This is a genomic window from Thioalkalivibrio sp. ALMg11, from assembly GCF_000377905.1.
In the GTDB taxonomy this organism is placed as follows: domain Bacteria; phylum Pseudomonadota; class Gammaproteobacteria; order Ectothiorhodospirales; family Ectothiorhodospiraceae; genus Thioalkalivibrio.
Genome location: NZ_KB898872.1, coordinates 88,749 through 111,379 on the forward strand (window position 1 = coordinate 88,749; position 22,631 = coordinate 111,379).

The 22,631-nt window shown below is 67.0% G+C and carries 18 protein-coding genes, 2 tRNA genes and 1 riboswitch; of the genes, 9 read left to right on the forward strand and 11 right to left on the reverse strand.

The features are described from left to right. Window positions 1-15 precede the first annotated feature (15 nt). The 4 genes from D578_RS0103055 to D578_RS0103070 are packed head-to-tail and all read right to left on the reverse strand — an operon-like array spanning window position 16 to window position 3,439. Window positions 16-1,239 (reverse strand): IscS subfamily cysteine desulfurase, encoded by a 1,224-nt coding sequence (locus D578_RS0103055; RefSeq protein WP_018948524.1) that lies wholly within the window; start codon window positions 1,237-1,239, stop codon window positions 16-18. 6 nt (window positions 1,240-1,245) lie between these two features. Next, window positions 1,246-1,758, reverse strand: a complete 513-nt coding sequence (locus D578_RS0103060) for an Rrf2 family transcriptional regulator (protein ID WP_018948525.1) — start codon at window positions 1,756-1,758, stop codon at window positions 1,246-1,248. A gap of 58 nt (window positions 1,759-1,816) precedes the next feature. Continuing rightward, entirely contained in the window at window positions 1,817-2,644 is an 828-nt protein-coding gene (cysE, locus tag D578_RS0103065) for a serine O-acetyltransferase (protein ID WP_196800655.1), read from the reverse strand. A 57-nt stretch (window positions 2,645-2,701) separates the two neighbouring features. After that, window positions 2,702-3,439 (reverse strand): RNA methyltransferase, encoded by a 738-nt coding sequence (locus tag D578_RS0103070; RefSeq protein WP_018948527.1) that lies wholly within the window; start codon window positions 3,437-3,439, stop codon window positions 2,702-2,704. A gap of 160 nt (window positions 3,440-3,599) precedes the next feature. Here D578_RS0103070 and D578_RS0103075 point away from each other — a divergent pair, with 160 nt between their 5' ends. Further along, on the forward strand, window positions 3,600-4,418 hold the full coding sequence (locus tag D578_RS0103075; protein WP_018650325.1) for an inositol monophosphatase family protein: 819 nt from the start codon (window positions 3,600-3,602) through the stop codon (window positions 4,416-4,418). Window positions 4,419-4,447: 29 nt separating this feature from the next. Here the strand turns inward: D578_RS0103075 and D578_RS0103080 are convergent, their stop codons facing one another. Next, complete coding sequence (locus tag D578_RS0103080) at window positions 4,448-5,773, reverse strand: DUF3422 family protein (RefSeq protein ID WP_018948528.1); 1,326 nt, start codon at window positions 5,771-5,773, stop codon at window positions 4,448-4,450. A 314-nt stretch (window positions 5,774-6,087) separates the two neighbouring features. Beyond that, window positions 6,088-7,977, reverse strand: a complete 1,890-nt coding sequence (locus D578_RS0103085) for a thioredoxin domain-containing protein (RefSeq protein ID WP_026289146.1) — start codon at window positions 7,975-7,977, stop codon at window positions 6,088-6,090. A gap of 131 nt (window positions 7,978-8,108) precedes the next feature. On the opposite strand from D578_RS0103085, the gene D578_RS0103090 reads away from it, so the two are divergent. The 6 genes from D578_RS0103090 (at window position 8,109) to D578_RS0103115 (ending at window position 17,114) form a co-directional block, all read left to right on the forward strand. Then, window positions 8,109-9,122 carry a MerR family transcriptional regulator gene (locus tag D578_RS0103090; RefSeq protein WP_018948530.1) on the forward strand — a complete coding sequence of 338 codons (1,014 nt, stop codon included), beginning with the start codon at window positions 8,109-8,111 and terminating at the stop codon, window positions 9,120-9,122. Between the two features lie 24 nt (window positions 9,123-9,146). Beyond that, window positions 9,147-10,715: a cryptochrome/photolyase family protein gene (locus D578_RS0103095; RefSeq protein WP_042798329.1), complete on the forward strand. Its 1,569-nt coding sequence runs from the start codon at window positions 9,147-9,149 to the stop codon at window positions 10,713-10,715. After that, complete coding sequence (locus tag D578_RS0103100; RefSeq protein WP_018948532.1) at window positions 10,715-12,121, forward strand: deoxyribodipyrimidine photo-lyase; 1,407 nt, start codon at window positions 10,715-10,717, stop codon at window positions 12,119-12,121. The genes D578_RS0103095 and D578_RS0103100 overlap by 1 nt, the downstream gene beginning before the upstream one ends. Before the next feature lie 19 nt (window positions 12,122-12,140). Beyond that, complete coding sequence (locus D578_RS0103105) at window positions 12,141-12,404, forward strand: hypothetical protein (RefSeq protein ID WP_018948533.1); 264 nt, start codon at window positions 12,141-12,143, stop codon at window positions 12,402-12,404. Window positions 12,405-12,593: 189 nt separating this feature from the next. Then, on the forward strand, window positions 12,594-13,085 hold the full coding sequence (locus tag D578_RS0103110; RefSeq protein ID WP_018948534.1) for a hypothetical protein: 492 nt from the start codon (window positions 12,594-12,596) through the stop codon (window positions 13,083-13,085). Window positions 13,086-13,241: 156 nt separating this feature from the next. After that, window positions 13,242-17,114, forward strand: a complete 3,873-nt coding sequence (locus D578_RS0103115; RefSeq protein WP_018948535.1) for an AAA family ATPase — start codon at window positions 13,242-13,244, stop codon at window positions 17,112-17,114. A gap of 242 nt (window positions 17,115-17,356) precedes the next feature. Here the strand turns inward: D578_RS0103115 and D578_RS0103120 are convergent. The 4 genes from D578_RS0103120 to gltX all read right to left on the reverse strand — a co-directional run bounded on the left by D578_RS0103120 (window position 17,357) and on the right by gltX (window position 19,227). After that, window positions 17,357-17,432, reverse strand: a tRNA-Glu gene (locus tag D578_RS0103120). Between the two features lie 20 nt (window positions 17,433-17,452). After that, complete coding sequence (locus tag D578_RS15840) at window positions 17,453-17,677, reverse strand: hypothetical protein (protein ID WP_026289148.1); 225 nt, start codon at window positions 17,675-17,677, stop codon at window positions 17,453-17,455. Window positions 17,678-17,702: 25 nt separating this feature from the next. Beyond that, window positions 17,703-17,778, reverse strand: a tRNA-Ala gene (locus D578_RS0103130). A gap of 42 nt (window positions 17,779-17,820) precedes the next feature. Further along, on the reverse strand, window positions 17,821-19,227 hold the full coding sequence (gene gltX, locus D578_RS0103135) for a glutamate--tRNA ligase (RefSeq protein WP_018948537.1): 1,407 nt from the start codon (window positions 19,225-19,227) through the stop codon (window positions 17,821-17,823). A gap of 143 nt (window positions 19,228-19,370) precedes the next feature. Between gltX and D578_RS0103140 the strand changes: the two genes are divergently transcribed. Next, window positions 19,371-19,820: a DUF4399 domain-containing protein gene (locus tag D578_RS0103140; RefSeq protein ID WP_018948538.1), complete on the forward strand. Its 450-nt coding sequence runs from the start codon at window positions 19,371-19,373 to the stop codon at window positions 19,818-19,820. Window positions 19,821-19,884: 64 nt separating this feature from the next. On the opposite strand, the gene D578_RS0103145 is transcribed toward D578_RS0103140, so the two are convergent. Then, window positions 19,885-20,880: a cytochrome-c peroxidase gene (locus D578_RS0103145; RefSeq protein ID WP_018948539.1), complete on the reverse strand. Its 996-nt coding sequence runs from the start codon at window positions 20,878-20,880 to the stop codon at window positions 19,885-19,887. A 187-nt stretch (window positions 20,881-21,067) separates the two neighbouring features. Then, a riboswitch (cobalamin riboswitch) is annotated at window positions 21,068-21,303 on the forward strand. Window positions 21,304-21,483: 180 nt separating this feature from the next. On the opposite strand from D578_RS0103145, the gene D578_RS0103155 reads away from it, so the two are divergent. Beyond that, complete coding sequence (locus D578_RS0103155) at window positions 21,484-22,599, forward strand: porin (RefSeq protein WP_018948540.1); 1,116 nt, start codon at window positions 21,484-21,486, stop codon at window positions 22,597-22,599. The last annotated feature ends 32 nt before the right edge of the window (window positions 22,600-22,631 follow it).

The following is a 22,631-nucleotide window of genomic DNA, read 5'->3' on the forward strand; positions in this document are numbered from 1 at the left end:
GTGTCGAGCGGGCCCTTAGTGGGCCGCCCACTCGACGGTGCTCAAATCGACGCCGTCCTGGTACATCTCCCACAGTGGCGAGAGTTCGCGCAGTTTCGCGACCGCGGCGCGCACAATCTTGACCGTGTGGTCGACCTCTTCCACCGTCGTATAGCGACCGATGGAGAAGCGGATGGAGCTGTGGGCCAACTCGTCGTTGCGCCCCAGGGCGCGCAGGACGTAAGACGGTTCCAGACTCGCCGAGGTACAGGCCGAGCCGGAGGACACGGCGATGTCGCGCAACGCCATGATCAGGCTCTCGCCCTCGACGAAGTTGAACGACACGTTCAGGTTGTGCGCCACGCGCTGCTCCTGATCGCCGTTCAGATAGACCTCTTCCATGCCGTCGAGACCCGTCCACAGACGGTCGCGCAGCATGCGGATGCGCTCCAGTTCGGAACCCATCTCGGCACCGGCGAGCGCGAAGGCCTCGCCCATGCCGACAATCTGGTGCGGTGCCAGCGTGCCGGAGCGCATGCCACGCTCGTGGCCGCCGCCGTGCATCTGCGCCTCGATCCGCACGCGCGGCTTGCGGCGCACGAACAGCGCGCCGATGCCCTTCGGGCCGTAGGTCTTGTGCGCGGAGAAGCTCATCAGGTCCACCGGCAGGCTGGACAGGTCGAGCGCCACCTTGCCGGTCGACTGGGCCGCGTCCACATGGAACACGATCCCGCGCTCGCGGCACAGGTTGCCGATCGCCTCGATGTCCTGGATCACGCCGATCTCATTGTTCACGTGCATCACCGAGACCACGATGGTGTCGTCGCGCATCGCGTCCTGCAGCTCCTGCAGATCGACCAGGCCGTTTTCCTTCACGCCCAGGTAGGTGACCTCGAAGCCCTCGCGCTCCAGCTGACGCGTGGTGTCGAGCACGGCCTTGTGCTCGGTCTTCACGGTGATGATGTGCTTGCCCTTGCGCTGGTAGAAGTGCGCCGCACCCTTGATCGCCAGGTTATCGGCCTCGGTCGCGCCGGAGGTCCAGATGATTTCCTTGGGATCGGCACCAACAAGCTCGGCGACCTGGCCGCGGGCATTCTCCACCGCCTTTTCCGCGCTCCAGCCAAAGCTGTGGCTGCGCGAGGCGGGATTGCCGAACAGGCCGTCCTTGGTCAGGCAGCCGGCCATCTTTTCGGCCACACGCTGGTCGGCCGGCGTGGTCGAGGAGTAGTCGAGGTAGATCGGCAGTTTCAGGTCACTCATTGCGCGTTAGCTCCTTTCCGCGGCCGCTTTGGCGGTCGCATGGCTTTTTCCGGTCGAGGCTTGCAGGGGGGCGCCGTGCATCACGACCTCCTGCACACCGTCTTTTTTCATTTCTTCCCGATGGCGCTGCAGCACGTCCGCCAGCGAGCGGGTGCTGAGGAAGTCGTAGACCTGCTGACTCAGATCGGTCCACAGGTCGTGCGTCAGGCAGCGCGAATCCGAATTGCAGTTGGCCTTGCCGCCGCAACGGGTCACGTCCACCGGCTCGTCCACCGCGACCACGATGTCGGCCACGCTGATCCCCTCCGGTTCGCGGCTGAGGGCATAGCCCCCGCCCGGCCCGCGACTGCTGTTCACCAGCCCCTTGCGCCGCAGCCTGGAAAAAAGCTGCTCCAGATAGGACAATGAGAGCTTCTGCCGCCGCGCCACTTCGGCCAGGGATACCGGCCCGTTGCGGGTGTGCATCGCCACATCCAGCATGGCGGTGACGGCGTACCGGCCTTTGGTCGTCAGTTTCATGGTTGAGTGCACTTGTCAGTCATTTGCCGGCAAGCTTAGCAATACCCGAGCAAAATGATCAAGTATTCCCCTGCGATTTACGTTCTTGTTCGCTCGCGGCGTTCGGCGGAACCTCGCACTCGTCCGGCTCCAGACCCTCCAGGTCACAGGCCTCCAGCGGGCCCGAATCGTCCTCGCCCAGGGCCTCGCCCGGGTCGATACCGGCGCGCTTGAGCGCCTGGCAGGCCCGCTCCATGCGCTCGTCCAGATCATGCACGCGCTGTACGATACGGTGGATTGCGTTGGCCACCGGGTCTGGCATATCCCGCGACAGGCCGTAGGCATCGAATCCCATGCGGTCCGCCATCTGCTGGAAACGCGGATCCGGCTCGGGCCGCGGGCCGAGCACCCGGGCGGGGATGCCGACCGCGGTCGCCTCCGCCGGGACATCCTTCAGCACCACTGCGTTGGAGCCAATGCGCGCGTGGTCGCCCACATGGATCGGGCCCAGCAATTTGGCACCCGCACCGATCACCACCTCGTTGCCGAGCGTCGGGTGGCGCTTGCCGCCTTCCCAGGTCGTGCCGCCCAGGGTCACCTGGTGGTAGATCGTGCAGTCGTCGCCGACCTCGGCGGTCTCGCCGATCACCACACCCATGCCGTGATCAATAAAAAACCTCCGGCCTAGGGTCGCCCCCGGGTGGATCTCGACCCCGGTCACCCAGCGGCTGAAGTTGCCGATCACCCGGGCCAGCCAGCGCAGGCGATGCGTCCACAGCCAGTGCGAGACGCGGTGATACCACAGCGCGTGCAGGCCGGGATATGCGGTCAACACCTCGAACGCGTTGCGTGCCGCCGGATCGCGATCAAACACGCAGCGAATGTCCTCGCGCATCCTGTCAAACATGGGCTGGCCTCAAATCCCGAGTCATCCGCTAGGTTATCACGCCGGTTTCCGGCGCCCTCAGCGGCCCCTTTCGGTGTGCGTCAATATACCGCGCAGCATACGCACCTCGCTGCCGGTCAGTCCGGCGCGCATATAGACGTGCCGCAAGCGCCGCATCAGATTGCGAGGATTGTCGGGGTCGAGCACCTCGATGGTCGTAAGGGCCTGCTCGAAATGGCGGAACAAACCCTCCATCTCCGCCTGGGTCGCGAGCGGGTCGCGCGCCTCCCCCGCCTCGCTCGCCTGCCCGGGATCCGTTCCGGTCAGGGCCGCCATGCGTAGCGCGTAGGTCATCACCTGCACGCTGCCGGCAAGGTTCAGGGAACTGAAATCCGGCACCGTCGGGATCTGCACAAACGCGTTGCAATGATCCAGCTCGGTGTTGGTCAAACCACTGTGTTCACGTCCGAAAACCAGGGCCACCGGCCCCTGGGCCGCGTTCGACAGTGCCTGCCCAGCCGCCACGTCCGGGCCCAGCACCGGTACCGAGTGGGTGCGCAGCCGGGCACTGGTGCCCACCACCCACACGCAGTCGGAGACCGCGGCGGCCACGTCATCCACCACGCGCGCCCGCGCCAGCAGGTCATCCGCCCCGGAGGCCAGCGCCGTGGCATCGGCATGCGGAAACCGCTCCGGCGCCACCAGCACCAGATCCGTCACTCCCATGGCCTTCATCGCGCGCGCCGCGGAGCCAATGTTGCCCGGGTGCGTCGTGCCCACCAGCACGACCCGCACCCGGTCCAGGCGTTCTTCCATTCGTGGAGTCTCCGTTGCCATGCCCACATCAAAGCCCGCGGATTGTACACAGGGGGGCTCTCGACTTCCCAAAAAAGAGCGGCTTGTGTATTGTTCGCGGCCTTCCCGCGGCGCGTGCGCGCGTCCGCCGGACACCCCGAAGAACACCAGGAGACACCCCATGCACCCCATGCTGAACACGGCGGTATCGGCGGCCCGCGAGGCCGGACGCATCACCACCCGCGCCTGGGGCCGGCCGGATCGCATGAACACCCGCGAAAAGGCCCGTAACGACTGGGTGTCGGATGTCGACCTGTCCGCCGAACAGGCCATCGTGCACACCCTGCGCCGCGCCTATCCCGACCACTCGATCATGGCCGAGGAAGGCGGTGAACAAAGCGGCAGCGGCAGCGATGCCGACTTCGTGTGGATCATCGATCCGCTGGACGGCACCACCAACTACCTGCGCGAGATCCCGCAGTACGGCATCTCCATCGCCCTGAAGCACAAGGGCCGGCTGGAGCAGGCGGTGGTCTACGACCCGCTGAAGGAAGAGCTGTTTACCGCCACGCGCGGCGCCGGCGCCTTCCTCAACAGTCGCCGTATCCGCGTCTCCGAACGCAAGGACCTGAACGGCGCGCTGCTGGGCACCGGCATCCCGTTCCGCGAGGGCCAGGACCTGGAGCGCTACCTGAGCAGCCTGCGCCACCTGATCCCGGGCACCGCCGGCATCCGCCGGCCCGGGTCCGCCGCACTGGACCTGGCCTGGGTCGCCTGCGGGCGCTTTGACGGCTTCTGGGAAATGGGCCTGCAGCCCTGGGACATGGCCGCAGGCCTGCTCCTCGTACAGGAAGCCGGCGGCGTGGTCAGCGACTGGCAGGGCAACCCGGACGTGATGCGCCGCGGCGACGTCGTCGCCGGCAACCCGAAGGTCCTCAAGGCCATGCTCCAGCGCCTGCACAAGGCCGAAAAGGACACCACCGCCCGCTCCGACGCCTGAAGGGCCGGCGCCCCACCGGGTGCCGGGGGTCAGGCCCCGCGCCCGGCCTTCCGCTCGATTCGCGCGCGCATCCGCCTCAGGGAAAACCACACCCCGGCGACCACCACCGGCACCGTCATCCCGATGGCAATGTTCACCGGCAGCGGCAACGCGACCGCCTCGTCCACCCCGCGCAACAGGTAGGCCACCAGACTGGTCAGGTAGTAGCTGATCACCACCACCGAAAGCCCTTCCACCGTCCGCTGCAGGCGCAACTGCAGGTCGGCGCGCCGGTTCATCGAGCTCAGCAGGTCGCGGTTCTGCCGTTCCAGCGCCACGTCCACCCGGGTGCGCAACAGCGATCCGGTGCGGTGGATGCGCGTGGACAGCACCTCCAGCCGTTCCGCCTGCGACGCGCAAGTACCCATGGCCGGAGCCATGCGCCAGCTTAAATATTCACACAGGGTCTGCAGTCCCGGCATGCGCTTGGTCCTCAGTTCCTCAGCGCCTCTGTCCACCAGCGAGGCATAGGCGCGGGATGCGTGGAAGCGGCTGCCGGCATAGCTGCTCAGGCGCTCGACGTCGGATGCAAGGTCGGAGAGCACCGCCAGCAACTGCTGCTCGCGATCCGATGCGGCGAACTGCTCGGTGATCCCCGCCATCTCGTCGTTGATGTCGTTCAGCCGACCCTCGAGTTCGTCGAGTTCCGGCATCAACTCGCGGACCAGCGGGAGCGCCAGCAGGGCCAGCAACCGGTAGGTCTCCAGCTCGAACAGGCGCTGGGCGATACGCCCGGCCTCACGCCGGTTGAGATCGACATCACGCACCAGGAAGCGGGAGAAACCGTCATCGTGGACCCGAAAATCCGTCCACACCAGGCCATCACCGCCAGCAACGCCGTTGCCGACGATGGGATGCGGAGCAAATACGGCTTCCAGCTCCTCGAAGGACCGCTCCGGCATGTCACGCGACTCCAGCGCCAGATGGATCGCGGCGACGGTGCTCCCTGGCAGCTCGCCCAGCCAGTCTGCCGGCACACGGTTGATCGCCGGGTCGGCGAACGGGTCGCTGAAGGCTTCTCCGGTCACGAAGAATGACCAGGTGGAGAATTCGTTGTGGCGTTCCCAGCGCAAGCGAAACGGCCCCAGGTCGCAGGCAACGAAGTTCTTCTGCGGGACCGGCTCGTTCGCGCCGAAACGACGGCAGAGCTCGGCCACCAGTTCGCGTTCGCGCTCGATGGAGTCGCGCGGCGACAAAAGCGCCAGCCACGAGGCCCTGGCAGGTGCGTCCAGCGGCTCGTAGAAGCGCGCGTGGACCTCGTCGTGAATCGCTTCCCGCAGAGGGTGGCTAGGGGGCAGAGACGGGCTCTCGTTCATCGATTTTCCCAGCGCGGAGACCTCGGCGTTCAGGCCGAGGAGGAAGCGCGCCCTTTGTGTTTGCGGAAGTGGGTATGCACCCCAAGGGCATCTTGCTGGCCCGGGCGCCGTACCGATCAGGCTTCACTTTAGAGCGCCCGAACCTCGGCCGCGGTCACCGCAAAAGGCGGGCCACTCATCTCACCGGGCAAGCCGTCTGGGGTCGCCCGCAGCGTGTCCGTCTGCACGGCCAGGATGGCCTCTTCGGGTGCACAGCGTAGTTCGCGCACACCTGCGGGCGCAACGCGAACAACACCCGATCCAGACGGCACCCGTTAGTCGCGCTCCTGCAGCCAAAGGATCAGGCGGGCGTGCTGCTCCGGGTCGGCATCGATGGCGCGGCCCGGGCGCAGGTCATAGTCCGCGAAAGCCGCATCCACCGTCTCGCTGTCCCCGGCCCATTCCTCGCTAAGGTGGAAGATCAGGGTCGTCGGGGACGGCCGGTGCACCGCCGGGTGGAAGCGCTGCGAAATCATCCCCGGCAGCGGCGGCTCCGGCTCCGAGCGGAAGCCGTCATCATCGCGGAAGCGCTCCCAGGCCGCCTCCAGCAGCGCCAAGGCCGGGCCATGCCCACCCTCGCCGGTCGCGGCCTCCCAGTCGCGCAGGCCACGCGCCACGTAGGCGTAGTCGTTGAGCGTAGCGGTCCCGGCGTGCTCGGCGGGCAGGCCCATCAGCGCCGGCAGCTCCGCCGGCTCGGCGGCGACCTCCAATAGCCAGGCCTGCACGGCCGCGCCCGCATCAAGGAAGCGCGCATCGTGCGCCGATGCCTCCGCCAGGGCGGACAGCAACAGGCCGTGCGCCCCGGTCAGGACCTTCTCGTCGCGCGGCAGGCCGCGCGCCTCGCGCGCCCGGATCAGGGCCTCGCGGCCGGACTCCAACTGCTCGCGAACCTCGGCCTCGTCCAGGTCGAAGCGCTCCGCCAGTTGCCCGACCCCCGCGCCGCTGCGCGGCAGATAGCCGAGATCAAAGACCGAGCTGCCCTCCATGCCGAACCAGGCGCGTACCAGCTCCGGGTGCTCGTGGTCCGCGAGTGCGGCTTCCAGATCTTCTTCTGGCCACAGGTAGGCTCCACCCTCGCGGCCCTGGTCATCCACGGCCGACAGACTGGAAGCGAACCCACGGAAACCGTCCTCCGCGGCCTCCGCCTGCTCACCCGTCTCGTCCTCGCGCAGCGCCATGTCCCGCTTGACGAAATCGAGGTTCTCGAGCCCCAGATCAATCCAGTCCTCGCGGCCGAAATACTCACCGGCACGCAGATAAACCAGTGCGAGCTGCGCCTGATCCTCCAGCATCACCTCGAAGTGGGGCTCGTTCCAGTCCGGCGACTCGGAGTAGCGGAAGAAGCCGCCTCCCAGTACATCACGCAGGCCGGAGTGGGCCATCTCGTCCAGGGTGATCTCGAGAAACTCCGCAACCCAGCCCGGGGCCGTGCCGGCCTGCTCGGCCTCCAGCATGGCGTGCAGGTAGGGCGAATGGGGGAACTTGATCGAACTCCCGAAACCGCCCTGAAGGTCATCGGCCTCGCGCTCCATGCGGCTCCACAGCACCTGCGGAAGTCGTCCCGCACGGCTATCGGAGAGCGGTTCCTCGCCCTGACGCAGTTGCTGGGTGAGCTCATCGCTCCCGCGCCGAGCGAGATCCACCAGGCGGTCGTAATCCGACTCCAGGCGCTGGCTGATGCCATCGAGGAACTCGGCGAACTGGTCTCGCGGGGCATACACCACGCCCGTCAGCGCATGACCGTCGGGGGTCACCACCACATTCAGCGGCCAACCCGCGCTCCCGGCGGTGGCACGCTGGAACTCCAGCAGGTAGCTGTCCAGTGCCCCATTGACCTCGCGATCCACCTTCACCGGAATGAAGTTCTCGTTCATCCGTTCGGCAATACCGTCGTCCTTGAAGCTCTCCTCCTGCATCACGTGACAGTAGAAGCAGGAGTAGTAGCCACTGGAGATCAGCAGCGGGCGCTGTTCTTCCCTGGCCTTTTCCAGCAACGCCGGATCCCAGGCGCGCCACTGAACCGGGTCGTCCACATGCAGACGCAGGTACGGCGACACACTGTCGGCCATCTCCGGGTTGGCCTGAACCGCACCGGGCACAGCCAGCGCCACAAGCAACAACGGGACAGACATCCCGATCCAGCGGTTTCCGTTCGTTGCAAACATGCCAGTCTCCAGCAGCATCGAGAAAAGGTTGCTACCCTTTTGGGACGCGCAGACAAGGAAGGTTCATTCCCTCCCCCGGAATTACGCGGATCGCCTCGTGGATCACCCCCCCTTGTACATGCGCTGTATAAATGTCGTACAATTATTTCATGGCGAGCGCGACGCACATCGAACTGCAAGACGAAGAAGGGTTGTACCCGATCCGCCACGTGTGCGCGGAGACCGGGATCAACGACGTCACCCTGCGAGCCTGGGAGCGCCGCTACGGGCTGATCCGGCCGATGCGCACGCCCAAGGGCCACAGGCTCTACAGCCCGAGTGATATCGCCCGCATCAAGCGGATCATGGAACTGCTCGAGCAGGGCATCCCGGTCTCGCAGGTCCACCGGGTACTCAACGACGAGTCGGCGCACGGCAACGCGAGGGCCGAAGCGTCTGAAGCCGAAGCCGCCTCGAAGGAGGCCGCCGGAGCGCGCAAACGCCGCGCAAGCCCCGGCCCCGGGATTGCCCCCCACACCATGGATCCGATCGCCGAGGCCCTCTATGGCTCGGTGGCCAATCTGGATGTCGACGAGCTGGATCGAATCTACACCCGGCTGGTCATGCGCCACGGCTGGGACGGCGTGCATGAAAGCGCCTTTCTCGAGGTCTATCGACGCCTGCGCGAGGAATCCCGGCACGCCGCCGAGGGCGAGGTTCTCCTGGCCATCTTCGCCGCCTGGGCCACCGCGGCCTTCGCCGAGCAGTTGCGCTCGGCGACACGGGCCTGCGACGAGCCGTCCTACCCCTGCCTGGTGCTGGGCGGCGGCCACCAGCAGGTTGGCGGCATGCTGCTGCAGCTCGCCTGCGCCCGCCGTGGCCTGAAAACCCTGCCCCTGTTCGATGCCACCAGTCCCGAGGGCCTGGATACGCTGATCCGTCGCCTGCACGCCCCGGCAATGATCATCCATGGCTCCTCGCAGTTGATGCGCAGCCCCGAGCTTCCGCGGGTGGAGGCGATCCTCAAGCAGGCCGGCCCGCCCTGTTATCTCGCCGGCTCGGCCGCCCTCGAGCTGTCGCAGATGGAACACGGTCGCGAGATCGAGGTCCTGCCCGGGCCTCCGCTGGAGGCCGCCGCTCGCCTCTCGCGGCACCTGCCCGACTAACGTCGCTCCACTCGTGCTGGCCCCATGCCCGATTCCATCTCGCCCGTGGCTATGCGCAACCTCCTGATCGTGCTCGGCGACCAGCTCGCCCCGGACCATCCGGGGCTGCAGAGGATTGACCCGACGCGGGATCACCTCTGGATGGCCGAGGTAACCGACGAGTCCCGGCACGCCCCTTCGCATGTCGCACGGACCACGCTGTTCCTGTCGGCGATGCGCCACTTCGCCGAGGAGCGCCGCGGCGAGGGCCTGCCCGTCCACTATCGCCGCCTCGGCGAACACCCCGAGCCGACCCTGGGCGACGCCCTGCGCGCCGACCTCGAACGCCTCCAACCGCAGAACGTCCGTGTACTGCAGCCGGGCGAACACCGCGTGCTCCGCCAGCTGGAGGCCGCCTGTGCCGACCAGGAGATCCCGCTCGAGGTCCTGGACGATCCGCATTTCCTGGTCTCGCTGGAGGGCTTCCGCAGTTGGACCAAAGGCCGCAAGCAGTTGCGCATGGAGTACTTCTACCGCACGCAGCGCGCCACCCTGGGCGTGCTGATGAACGGCGACGAGCCGACCGGCGGCCAGTGGAACTTTGACGCCGACAACCGCGGGCATTTCGGACGCGACGGCCCCGGCCTGCTGCCCGCACCCCTGGCCTTCCCGCCGGACGCGATCACCCGCGAGTGCCTGGACGACATCGCGCAGCATCTCCCGGACCTTCCGGGCCAGGCCGACGGCTTCGACTGGCCGGTGACCGCGCAGCAGGCGCAACAGGCGCTGGACGACTTCATCCAGCACCGCCTGCCCGCATTCGGCACGTATCAGGACGCGATGTGGACCGACCAACCGTGGCTCTACCATGCCCGCTTGTCCACCGCGCTCAACCTTCACCTGATCCACCCGCGCACGGTGATCGACGCCGCCGAACAGGCCTGGCGCGACGGCCATGCCCCGCTGGCCGCGGTCGAGGGCTTCGTTCGGCAGATCATGGGCTGGCGCGAGTACGTGCGCGGGCTGTACTTCCACTTCGGCGAGGCCTGGCACGACTGGAATGCCCTGGGGGCCGACCAGCCGCTCCCCGCCCTCTACTGGGACGCCGACACCTCCATGCAGTGCCTGCACCAGGCCGTCGGCCAGACCCTGAAATTCGGCTACGCCCACCACATCCAGCGGCTGATGGTTACCGGCCTGTTCGCCCAGCTGCTCGGCGTGCGGCCCGCCGAGATTCATGCCTGGTACCTCGGCATCTACGTCGATGCCGTGGAGTGGGTGGAACTCCCCAACGTGATCGGCATGTCGCAATACGCCGACGATGGCCGCATGGCCTCCAAGCCCTACGTGGCCACCGGGCGTTACATCCAGCGCATGAGCAACTACTGCGCGCACTGCCCATTCGACCCGGCCGAAGCCCTGGGCGACAAGGCCTGCCCGTTCACCACCCTGTACTGGGACTTCCTCGATCGCCACCGCGACCGCTTCGCCCGCCACCCCCGCACCGCGCTGCAGTGGAAGCACGTCGAAAAGATGGATCCCGAACGCCTGCAGGCCATCCGCGACCAGGCCGACGAACTCCGCAAGACCCTCGCCCAGGGAGACCGAATCTGATGCAAGACCCCGGCCCCACCCTCGTCTGGCTGCGCCGCGACCTGCGCCTGGCCGACCAGCCCGCACTGCACGCCGCCTGCGAACGCGGCGGGCCGGTGATCCCGGTGTTCATCCATGCCCCGGAGGAAGAGGCCCCATGGCAGCCGGGAGCCGCATCCAACTGGTGGCTGCACCACAGCATCAACGCGCTGGACCACGACCTGCGCGCGCAGCGCTCGCGCCTGATCCTGCGCGCCGGTCCCAGCCTCTACACCCTGCGGGCCCTGGTGCGCGAGACCGGCGCCACCGCGGTCTACTGGAACCGGCTGTACGATCCCGCCATCGTTCTGCGCGACCCGGACATCAAGGCCGCGCTGCACGCCGACGGCGTCGAGGTGCACAGCTTCAACGCCCACCTGCTGATCGAACCCTGGGAGGTCGAGACCGGCCAGGGCACCCCCTACAAGGTCTTCAGCCCGTTCTGGAAGGCCTGCCGGACCCGCGGCATCGACCGCGATCCCCTGCCCGCGCCCGCCGATCTCCCGGCACCCCGGGCCTGGCCCGACTCGCTCAACCCGGACCAGCTCGAACTCCTGCCCGCGATCGACTGGGCCAGCGGCCTGCGCGCCACCTGGACCCCGGGCGAGACCGCGGCCCGCGAGCGCCTGGAAGAATTCCTCGACAGCGCCGTGCGCACCTACGCCGATGGCCGCGACCGCCCGGACCAGGACGGCACCTCGCGCCTGTCGCCGCATCTGCACTTCGGCGAGATCTCCCCGCGCCAGATCCTGCGCGCCCTGCGCGCGGCCGGCCTGCACCCGGACAGCGGCGGCCCCGAGGCCTTCGTGCGCGAACTCGGCTGGCGCGACTTCGCCCATCACGTGCTCTACCACTTCCCGCACACCCCGGAACAACCGCTGAATCCGCGCTTCGAGGCCTTCCCCTGGCGCAAAGCCGGTCGCGACCTGCGGGCCTGGCAGCACGGCGAGACGGGGATCCCGATCGTCGACGCGGCGATGCACCAGCTGTGGGAGACCGGCTGGATGCACAACCGCCTGCGCATGGTGGTCGCGTCCTTCCTGACCAAGAACCTGCGCCTGCACTGGCAGCACGGGGCACACTGGTTCTGGGACACCCTGGTGGACGCCGATCTCGCCGCCAACACCCTGGGCTGGCAATGGGCCGGCGGCTGCGGTGCCGATGCCGCACCCTACTTCCGCGTCTTCAACCCGCAAACCCAGGGCGAACGCCACGACCCCGACGGCACCTTCGTGCGCCGCTTCGTCCCCGTGCTCAAGGATGTCGAAACGCGGTATATTCACGCGCCAGGCGCCGGCGGCGCACGCGGCTATCCGGCCCCGATCGTGGACCTGAAAGCCAGCCGCCAGGCCGCACTCGAGGCCTTCCAGGCCGTAAAAAACCACTGACCCAGAAAGGCCCCACCACATGACCTTTTCCGAACAGAACCTGCACTACCCGAAGAATGTCAGCTACAACTTCAGCCGCTACGACGAGACCACTCCGGTTCGTGTGACCCACGACGGCAAGCGCTTTGTCGGCCAGTTGCTGAACTGCGTGGCCCCCTTCCGCATCCGCATCACCGAGGAAATCACGGGCCCGGGCGCCTCGCGCTTCACACCGGTCCGCGAGATCGAGATCCAGAGCCTCGACGGCGTGGAATACCTGCACAAGGGCCACCACGGCCACTGAGCGGAACGTAAAGGCCGGACCGCTTTCCCGGTCCGGCCTTTCAGCGTCTCCCTAGCGTTCGCACCCGGAACCCTGCATCGCAGACTCGGGGGGAACACCGATGCGTGTCATTCATCTGCGTGTCATTCATCAGTGCCCCCCTGGCCTGCTACCCTGTGAGGCAGGGAATCCGCAAAAGGGACGAACGCCATGCAACGCCTCCTCGCCGCCTTCCTGCTGTTCGTCCTGCTGATCCCCGGCCTGGCGCTCGCCGACAAGCCCGGCGACCAGCGCGCCATCGCCGGCATGGAGACCGGACGTATCCTCTGGGACATCACCATCGCCGAACCGGAGCGCCTGATCGCCCGCCTGAGCGTGATCCGCGAGACCTATGACGACATGCAGCGCCAGGGCCTGGAGCCGGAGATGGTCTTCGCCTTCCGTGGCGGGGCGGCCGGCCTGATCGCCCGCTCCACCGATCACCTGGATCTCGAGGACGTCTCCGCAGTGCGCCATATCCATGAGCGCCTGGAGGGTCTGCTGGAGCTGGACGGCATCCACATGGAGGCCTGCAACATCGCCACGCGGCGCTTCGAACTCGAACAGGACGACCTGCTGCCCGGCATCCAGATGGTGGGCAATACCTTCCTGTCGATCATGGGCTACGAGAACCAGGGCTACGCAACCATCCGCATCGACTGAGCCCCGGCTGCGGAATGCCGTTACAATCGAATCGGGTAGACATGCGGTCGGCCCCGGGTCCGCGCCGGAGGCACGGGCACCGGGTCTGTTGACCGGGCCACGAATGGCAGCGCACGATTGTTGAAAACAGAAGACGGGGAGGCCTCTTTGGCGCATATGGAAATCACGACCTTCGGCACCGTTGGCGTACGCGTGGGGGACCGTGACATACCCGCTCTTTCCGGGACCAAGCTCGGCCTGCTCCTGACCTATGTCGCAGCCGAGAGCCCCCGACGCATCCCGCGCGAGGAACTCGCCCGACTGTTCTGGCCGGATCTGGACGCCGACAGTGCCCGGGTCAACCTGCGTCAGGGCCTGTTTCAGCTACGGCGCCAGCTCCCCGCCGGCGACCCGCCCCTGCTCGACACCACACCCCGCTATGTGCGCTTCCAGCCGCAAGCGGAATCGCGCATCGACTTGCTCACCCTGCATCGCGCGCGCGCCGAGCGCCGCAACGCCCAGGGCCACGAGACTACCGCCCCGCCTGCCGACCGTGCCCGCGCCGAGCGACGCACCGCCGAAAGCCGCGCAGCCACCGCCACACATCCGAACCTGGCGATCGTCAGCGACTACCGCGGGCACTTCCTCGAGGGCCTGCGCGCCCTGCAGGATCTGCCCGAACTGTCCGCCTGGGCCCAGGCCCAGCGCGACCATCACTGGCAAAATCTGCTCGTCTTCATCACCCACAACCTCGTCGCACTGGCCAAGCCCAACGAGGGCGAACCGCTGCTCGCCGAGCTCCACCGCCTGCTGGCGATGGAGCCACACGACGAGACCCTGCACCACCTCTTGATGAAGGCCCTCGCAGCCAGCGGTCATCCGAAGCGCGCGCTGGACCACTATGCCCATCTCGAGGCCGAGGCCGGCAAGGCACCCGGCGAGCTCCTGGCGCGCACGCGCGAGGAAATCCTCGGCGCCGAACGCGCCGAGGCCAGCAGCCAGCACGTCAGCGCCGAGGAGCCCGAACCGGCCATCCTGCGCCCCGAACGTCGGCGGGTCACCGTCGTGGCCTGCCATGTCCAGCCCGACGCGGAAGCCGACATCGAGATCCAGCAGCAGCAGGTGAACCGTGCCCTGGAACACGTCGACTTCGTCCTGCTGAGTCATCACGGCCATGTGGTGCCCTCCCCCGGACACGGCCTGCTGGCTTATTTCGGCTACCCGGCCGGGCGCGAAGAGGCCACCGTCGACGCCGTGCACGCCGCCTGGCAAGCGCTGGAGACCGCCCCCAGCGACTGTCAGCTACGTATGGCCGTGGATACCGATCTTATCGTCACCGGGGCCGACCCCGACCTGCCCGATCCGACCGGCCAACTCACCGCCCGCGTCCACGACTGCGCCCAGCACGCCGGCCCCGGGACCCTGCGAGTCAGCGAACCGACCTACGCCCGTGTCTCGGGGTACTTCAACTTCCGCGAGGCAGAGGACGGCACCGGAGCCTATCGCGTCACCGGCGACCCCGGCCCGCTGGACCGGGTGGATGCACAGAGCCTGCGCGACTTGACACCCCTGACCGGGCGCAGTCAGGAACTGCAACAGCTTCGGGGACACTGGGATCAGGTCCTGGAGAGCGGCGAGGTCCGCTTCGTGCTGGTCCAGGGTGAGGCCGGGCTGGGCAAGAGCCGGCTTGCCCGGGGTCTCGACCAGCAAGTCCGCGGGCAGGCTCGCTCACGCTACCTGCTCAAGTGCCGCGAGGATCGTGCCCGGCAGCTCCTGGCACCCGTACGCCAGGCCTTCGCCACCTGGAGGGGACACGATAGCCTGCGCGAGGCCCGCCAGCGCCGCCTCGAAGGCGCCCTCAAGACCGCGGGGACACCTCCCGAACTCGCACCACGCCTCGCCCATTGGCTGACCCACCCGGAAGCCGACGGCCCCGAGAGCCTTGCCCACGAGGGGCTGGACCGCGACCGCATCATCGACACCCTGGTCGAACTGGTCCACCGACGGGCGGCCCACGGCCCGACCCTGCTGATCTGCGACGACCTGCACTGGATGGACTCGGGTACATCGGAGTTCCTGCGTCGGTTGTACCAGCGCCTGCATCACCGACCGATCATGGCCATCCTGACGGCGCGCATGAGCTTCCGCACGTCGTGGCGTGACCTTTCCCTTGAGCACGTCCGCCTGTTTGGCCTGGATGCCGCCGCCGCGCACGATCTGGTAGGCCGCCTGGACCCCAACGGACGCCTGTCGAGCGGTCTGCGCGAGCAGCTGATCGAACGCGGCGAAGGCGTCCCGCTGTTTCTCGAGGAACTGACGCGTTACGCCCTCGAGGCCACCCGCACCGGCCAGCTGCCGGACACCCTGCCGCCAGGACTCTCCAATCTGCTGGTCGCGCGGCTCGAACAGCTCGGCAGTGCCCGCGAACTGGCGCATTCCGCCGCGGTCATCGGGCGCGACTTCGATACCCGAATTCTCAGCCGCCTGCGCGGCCTGCCAGCCGATACCATCCGTCGCCAGCTGACGCGCCTGACCGGGAAGGGTTTCATCGAACCCGCCGGCATGGTGGATGGCGTGCGCTATCGCTTCCGCCACGTCCTGTTCCGCCAGGCCGCCTACGAATCGATGCTGTTGACCGAGCGCACCCGTCTCCACGGTCAACTGGCCGACTTGATGCAGGAAGACGGCGAACACGGGATGCAGACCGCCGACTGGGGACGCATCGCCAACCACCTTTACCACGCCGGTCGGTATGCAGAGGCCGTGGACGCCTGGCTGCAAGCCGGCGAGGCCGCCTTCGCCCGCAGCATCCTGCCCGAGGCCTCGCACTACTTCGAGGACGCGCTGGACTGCCTGGAGCGTCACCCAGAGGCCCATGAGAGCGGCCAGACGACCCAAGAACGTGAAACCCTGCGCGCCCTGGGTGGCCTTGGGGCCTCCAACCTGGCCCTGCTAGGCTACGGTACGCGCACGGTCAACGACATCTTCGAACGCGCCATGCGCCTGACCGCCCCGGAACAAGACCCGGTGCAGTACTTCCGAGTCCTCTGGGGTCTGTGGCACGGCGCCGGCTCCTGGCACGGATTCCAGGAGGCCCATCGCCTGGCCGCGGAAATGGAGCAACTGGCCGAGCGCTCCGGCGACCGCCTGCTGCGGATCGCGGCCCATTATGTCCAGGGCAACACCCATTTCTGGACCGGCCGCTTCGCCGAGGCGCTGGAACATCAGACTCAGGCGGTCAAGCTCTATCGCGACGCGGACCACGCAACCCTGGTGGCACGCCATACCGAAAACCCGGCAATCAGCGCCCGGGGCTTCATGGCCTGGACGTTGCACCATCTGGGAAACCACGCGCGCGCCTGGACCGAAATGGATGCCGCGTGCAAACAGGCGGACCAACTCGGCCATCGGCCTACCGAGGCCTTCGTGCATGCCTTCCGCTCGGTACTCGGCTTCTACTGCAGTGATCCGGAATCCGCGCTGCCCGCCGCGCGCCGCGTGCTCTCCATCGCCCGCGAGTACGACTACCCACTGTGGCGCGCCGCCGGCGTCACCCTCGAGAATTGGGCCCTGGCCCGGCAGGGGCAAGCCGACGCCTACCAGGCCATCGAGCAGCAGATCGAGGCGATGCGCCACATCATGGATGACGTCAACACCATCTTCCAGCTCATTCGGCTGGACGCCCTGCAGGCCAGCGACATCGCGCCCGAACAGCGGCTGGCGGTCGCCGACGAGGCCCTCGCGGGCTGTCGCAGGCGTGGCGACCTCGCCTTCGAAGCGCCGATCCGCCAGTTGCGCGCGGTCGCCCTGCTCGCCAACAGCGACGGGCAAGACGAGGACGGCTGGCAGGAACTGGAACGCGCGCGCCAGATCGCCCACGAACAGGGCAACCCCAATATCGAACGCCAGGTCCTGCTCGATTACGCCCGATTCGCCACCGATCCCCAAGTGCAATCCTGGGCCGAACGCGAACTCCTGCGCATCGACCACTCCATCATCCCGCGCCCGCACCCCGACGAACTCCGCCAGCGCGATCCCCGCCTCGCCTGACATCACAACCGCCGGGGCAAGCGCCGGGGGCGGCCGCAACGGGCCCACCGGCCTAGGTGTGATCTCTCAATAGGTTGTCCACGGGGCGTCCTCCTTAGGATGTCTAAGTCGGCAAACTCAGCATCCTTCGGACTCGCCCCGTGGACAACCTATTGAGAGATCACACCTTAGGCGCTACCGGTGTAATACCAACACCACAAAAGAAAAGGCCCGAACCTTGCGGTTCGGGCCTTTTCGGGATATGGCGTCCCCACGGGGATTCGAACCCCGGTCGCCGCCGTGAAAGGGCGGTGTCCTAGGCCTCTAGACGATGGGGACGTAGAGGCAACGTCTTCTTCTTAATTCGGTGGGCCCTTGGGCCGGTCGTCTTCACTGCCCGGTGCGCGATGCAGAAGCGTCGTCACCAAACCGTTGAACACCAGCAAAAACCCAAACGGTACCAGCGCGATGAGTGGCTTGGACCAGGTCTGTTCCCCGGAAATCATCAGCCCAAATCCGCCGAACAGTCCAACCACTGAAAGCACCAATCCAACGTAGAGCGATATGACTCCGAAACGATGCATTAGTGTTCTCGCAATACCCCCTGAATGGTGGAGCCAGGCGGGATCGAACCGCCGACCTCCTGCATGCCATGCAGGCGCTCTCCCAGCTGAGCTATGGCCCCGTGTCAGGCGAGGGCGTACTGTAGCCAGCACCCCTAAATGTGTCAACCCGCATCGGCGGAAATTTTCTCCAACGCTCGGTCGATACGGGCGAGGACGCGCTCCCGACCAATAAGCGCCAACGTATCATCGATCGGCGGGGAAACCGTACCCCCGGTCAGGGCCACGCGCAGGGGCTGCGCCACCTTGCCGAGCTTGAGATCCAGGCGCTCGCCGGTGTGCACCACCACTTCGTGCAGCGGCTCCTTTTCCCAGCCGCCCAGGGCGCTGAAGCCGTCGTGCAGGGTCTGCAGCATGGGCTTCGCCTCGGCGGTCAGCTGCTTGCGCGCCGCCTTCTCGTCGTAGTCCTCGAACTCGCGATAGAAATACACACTGTTCTCGGCCATCTCGCGCAGGGTACGCGCCCGTTCGCGTTGCGCGATGACCACCTCGCGCAACTCCGGGCCCTCGGAGGGATCGATCCCCAGCTGTCCCAGGTGCCAGCCCAGTTCCAGCGCGACGTGGTCCGGCTCCAGCGTCTTGATGTAGTGCTGGTTCAGCCACAGGAGCTTGTCCGGGTTGATTGCAGAGGCGGATTGGTTCACGTCCTTGATATCGAACAGGCGCACCAGTTCGTCCAGCCCGAAGATCTCCTGGTCGCCGTGCGCCCAGCCCAGACGCACCAGATAGTTCAGCAGGGCCTCCGGCAGATAGCCCTCGTCGCGGTACTGCATGACCGACACCGCGCCGTGGCGTTTGGACAACTTGGCGCCATCGGGCCCCATGATCATCGGCAAATGCCCGTAGCGCGGCGGCTCCACGCCCAGCGCCTTGAGGATGTTGATCTGGCGGGGCGTGTTGTTCAGGTGGTCATCCCCGCGCACCACGTGGGTGATGCCCATGTCCATGTCGTCGACCACCACCGTCAGGTTGTAGGTCGGCGAACCATCCGAGCGGGCGATGATGAGGTCATCCAGCTCGTGGTTCTGGAACGCGACCTTGCCGCGCACCATGTCGTCAACGACCGTCACGCCCTCGTCCGGCGTGCGAAAGCGGATGACCGGCTCCACGCCCTCGCGCGGCTCGGTGCGCGCGCGGCAGCGGCCGTCGTAGCGCGGCTTTTCCTTGCGCGCCTTCTGCTCCTCACGCATCGCGTCCAGCTCTTCCTTCGAGCAGTAACAGCGATAGGCGTGGCCGGCGGCCATCAGCTGATCGATCACCTCGCGATACCGGTCGAAGCGCTCGGTCTGATAGAACGGGCCATGGTCGTAGGTCAGACCCAGCCAGTTCATGCCCTCCAGGATCGCGTTCACCGACTCGGCGGTGCTTCGCTCCAGATCAGTGTCCTCGATACGGAGCACGAAGTCGCCCCCGTGATGGCGGGTGTACAACCAGGAGAACAATGCGGTTCGGGCACCACCAATGTGCAGATAGCCGGTGGGACTGGGGGCAAAACGGGTACGGAAACTCATGCGCGGGACACTCGATTACGGGTAGTGAGCAAAGGCGCCTAGGGTAGCAGAACGCTACATGGCGATAACCTGGTAGCCCGGTTTCCGCCGGCTATACTCGAGACAGGCAAGCACACGGGCCCCTATTGCCCGAAGGAGTCGTGATGAAATCCGTTTCGCTCACCCGCCTCGCGACCATCGCCCTGGTCACTGGGGCATTCGCCCTGGCTGCAAGCAATGCCGCCAGCATGGACCGCGTTCCGGCGCCCGAAGGGGCCGAGGTGTACTTCATCAGCCCGCAGGACGGCGACACCGTCGAGAGCCCCGTGCCCATTCAGATGGGCCTGCGCGGCATGGGCGTGGCGCCGGCCGGTGTCGAGGCCGACAACACCGGGCATCATCACCTGCTGGTCAACCAGCCGCTGGACGAGGTCGACCTGGATACCTCGCCTCCCTTCTCCGACCACAAGCGGCACTTCGGAGGCGGTCAGACCGAAGGCGAGATCGAACTGGAGCCGGGCACTCACACCCTGCAATTGCTCTTCATGGACTACCGCCACCTCAGCTTCGACCCGCCAGTGACCTCCGACAAGATCACCATCACCGTCGAATAGGCGGCACAAAAAAGCCCCCTCCAAAACCGGAGGGGGCTCGTCATCGCCAGCGGCGACCGGTCGGTTACGGCAGTGCCGGGATCTCGAACTGCGGCATGTCACCGGTCAGCGCGTGCATGAAGGCCTCCAGATCCGCGACTTCATCGTCGCTGAACTCCATGCCCAGCATCTCCTGCCCCATGATGCGGATCGCCTCGTCCAGCGTAGCGGTCTCGCCGTTGTTCATGTAGGGGTAGGTCAACGCCACGTTGCGCAGCGTCGGGGTCTTGAAGGCGAAGCGATCACTCTCCTCGCCGGTCACCAGATAGCGGCCCTCGTCTTCCGAGCCCGGAACCTGGATGCGATGGAAATTGCTGTCGGTCAGTGCCGGGCCCGCGTGGCAGGCCACGCAGCCATTGTCGGCAAACAGCTTCATCCCGCGCATCTGCTGCTCGCTCATCGCCCCTTCGTCCCCGACCAGCCAGCGATCCAGCGGCGAGTTCGGGGTATTCAGCGTGCGCTGGAAGGTCGCCAGCGCATGGGCCACGTGATCGGCATTGATCACGTTGTCGCCGTCATAGTCCGGATACGCGGCCTGGAACTTCTCCTGGTACTCGTTGAACTCTTCCAGACGCTCAATCGCGTCCTCCAGCGGCATTGCCATCTCGATCGCATCCTGGATCGGGCCCAGCGCCTGGCCTTCCAGGTCATCCTCGCGGCCATCCCAGAACTGCGCCGTGAAGAAGCCAGAGTTCAGCACGGTCGGGGTGTTGCGCTCGCCGACCTGGCCATCGTGGCCCACCGCGCGCGGGATACGATCCGCCCAGCCCAGTGCCGGGTTGTGGCAAGTAGCGCAGGAGATCACGCCGGAGCTCGAGATGCGCGGTTCGAAGAACAGCATCTTGCCCAGCTCGATCTTCTCTTTCGTCATCGAGTTGTCCGCCGGGATCGGCGGCAGCGCCGGCAGCGGCTCGAATACGTCGCGGTACTGCGAATAGGCCAGCGCAGACGCCGAGGCCCCGAATGCGATCGCCGCACAGGCGGCGATCGCCGTGATGCGGAATCCGGAAAGTGTCTTCATGGCAGGTCTCCTTGAAGGGGAACATCAGGGCGGACCGATATAGACTCGGTCCAGATCCCATGAAACCCACCCTATCGACGCGGAAAACCGGACGCGATCAAAAACGAGCGTTCCGTTGATCCAGATCAAAGGATACCCCCGCCATCCCGCCTCAACGCGCCCTTGACCCTCAAACGGAGGCACCGTAGGGTCCGCCTTGACTTCAGGTGCCCCGGCCTGTGTTGGCCGGGGATAATCGGGAAGCCGGTGCGCGAACTCTCGTTCGCAAGCCCGGCACTGCCCCCGCAACGGTAGGCGGAGTTGGGCGGATCCAATGCCACTGCGGCGCATCCCCAGGATGCCCGCGGGAAGGCGATCCGCATCTGGATGCAGCGCGCATCCACTCTGCGAGTCCGGAGACCGGCCTGGAGGACACCGACGCCGCGGTGGGCGGCCGGGCGGGCCAGGACCGGCGTGCTCATCGATCGGCCCTCCCCTGCTCCCAGCCCATCCTGTGGCGTCGTTTCATCCACGGCGTGCGGGGTCGCGCGCCAGGGAAACACATGACCCATGTGCGCGAACGGGCACATGGGTCATGTGTTTCCTTAGGGGAGCACCACAACAATGAACGATACCCATCTCCGACCGGGGCGACATGCCATCCCGGTCCTGGCCACCCTGTATCTGATGACGGCCGCGAGCATCGCTCCGGCTCAGGCCAACTTCGAGTTCGGCGACGCGGAAGACGGCCTGCAGGTGACACTGGATCCGCTGATCCAGGGCCGCTACAGCTACGCCCGTGCCCCGGACGGTTCCACTAGCGAGTTCGACTTCCGCCGCGCTTGGCTGGACACCCAGGGAACTCTGTTCCACCCGGATCTTCGCTTTCGCCTGCAGCCGGATTTCAGCAGCGGCGAACTCTCGATGCGCGACATCTGGATGCAGTACGCGTTCCGCGACAATCTGGGCCTGCGCCTCGGCCAGTTCACCGTACCCTTCGGACTGCCGCGCGACATCGGCGGACCCAACCGCCTGTTTACCGAACTCAGCGTGCCGGGCAACCAGTTCGAGGTCCCCGCCGGGCGCGATACCGGCGTGACCCTACTGGGCGGTGACGGCGAAGCCTGGGCCTGGGCCGCCGGGGTGTTCGACGGCCGTGGCCGTCTGGACCAGCGTGACGACCGCCCCGCCACCTCCGGCCACCTGTTCAGTGCCCGCGGGGCCTGGGCACCGGTCGGCGAGATCCCGCGCGACAACACTACCCTCGGCCGCGCCGTGGAGCGCACCGTGGCGCTGGGCGCCGGCCTTCAGGCAGCGGACCGCAACCACCTGCGCGACTGGAGCCGCGGACTGGAAGATACGGTGGACCGCCAGCGGTCCGACTGGGTCACCGCCACCGCCGACGCGGTGATCAAGTTCGGCCACACCTCGCTCTCGCTGGCCGCGTTCCGCCGCGACGTCTCCCCGAACCATGCGTCGTCCTATCACGACCTCGGTGCCGAGCTCGAACTCGCGCAGTCGCTGCCGGTGGACGGGCTGGAAGTGGCCGCGCGCCACGCGGTGCTGCGCCACGACGCCGGCGACGACCTGGAAGGCGACGCGCGCTGGCAGCGCGAATGGGGCGCCGGGCTCAACCGGTACCACCGGGGCCAGCGGCAAAAGACCCAGCTCATGTGGCTGGACCGCGACGCCGACCGCTCGGACTGGGAACTGCACCTGCAGCACCAGTTCCGCTTCTGACACGCCACGGCTGACGCGAACAGGGAGAGCCA

Coding starts and splice junctions, on each gene's coding strand:
- D578_RS0103055 (WP_018948524.1), bottom strand. CDS start 1,239: ATGAGTGACCTGAAACTGCCGATCTACCTCGACTACTCCTCGACCACG.
- D578_RS0103060 (WP_018948525.1), bottom strand. CDS start 1,758: ATGAAACTGACGACCAAAGGCCGGTACGCCGTCACCGCCATGCTGGAT.
- cysE (WP_196800655.1), bottom strand. CDS start 2,644: ATGTTTGACAGGATGCGCGAGGACATTCGCTGCGTGTTTGATCGCGAT.
- D578_RS0103070 (WP_018948527.1), bottom strand. CDS start 3,439: ATGGAAGAACGCCTGGACCGGGTGCGGGTCGTGCTGGTGGGCACGACG.
- D578_RS0103075 (WP_018650325.1), top strand. CDS start 3,600: ATGCACCCCATGCTGAACACGGCGGTATCGGCGGCCCGCGAGGCCGGA.
- D578_RS0103080 (WP_018948528.1), bottom strand. CDS start 5,773: ATGAACGAGAGCCCGTCTCTGCCCCCTAGCCACCCTCTGCGGGAAGCG.
- D578_RS0103085 (WP_026289146.1), bottom strand. CDS start 7,977: ATGTTTGCAACGAACGGAAACCGCTGGATCGGGATGTCTGTCCCGTTG.
- D578_RS0103090 (WP_018948530.1), top strand. CDS start 8,109: ATGTCGTACAATTATTTCATGGCGAGCGCGACGCACATCGAACTGCAA.
- D578_RS0103095 (WP_042798329.1), top strand. CDS start 9,147: ATGCCCGATTCCATCTCGCCCGTGGCTATGCGCAACCTCCTGATCGTG.
- D578_RS0103100 (WP_018948532.1), top strand. CDS start 10,715: ATGCAAGACCCCGGCCCCACCCTCGTCTGGCTGCGCCGCGACCTGCGC.
- D578_RS0103105 (WP_018948533.1), top strand. CDS start 12,141: ATGACCTTTTCCGAACAGAACCTGCACTACCCGAAGAATGTCAGCTAC.
- D578_RS0103110 (WP_018948534.1), top strand. CDS start 12,594: ATGCAACGCCTCCTCGCCGCCTTCCTGCTGTTCGTCCTGCTGATCCCC.
- D578_RS0103115 (WP_018948535.1), top strand. CDS start 13,242: ATGGAAATCACGACCTTCGGCACCGTTGGCGTACGCGTGGGGGACCGT.
- D578_RS15840 (WP_026289148.1), bottom strand. CDS start 17,677: ATGCATCGTTTCGGAGTCATATCGCTCTACGTTGGATTGGTGCTTTCA.
- gltX (WP_018948537.1), bottom strand. CDS start 19,227: ATGAGTTTCCGTACCCGTTTTGCCCCCAGTCCCACCGGCTATCTGCAC.
- D578_RS0103140 (WP_018948538.1), top strand. CDS start 19,371: ATGAAATCCGTTTCGCTCACCCGCCTCGCGACCATCGCCCTGGTCACT.
- D578_RS0103145 (WP_018948539.1), bottom strand. CDS start 20,880: ATGAAGACACTTTCCGGATTCCGCATCACGGCGATCGCCGCCTGTGCG.
- D578_RS0103155 (WP_018948540.1), top strand. CDS start 21,484: ATGAACGATACCCATCTCCGACCGGGGCGACATGCCATCCCGGTCCTG.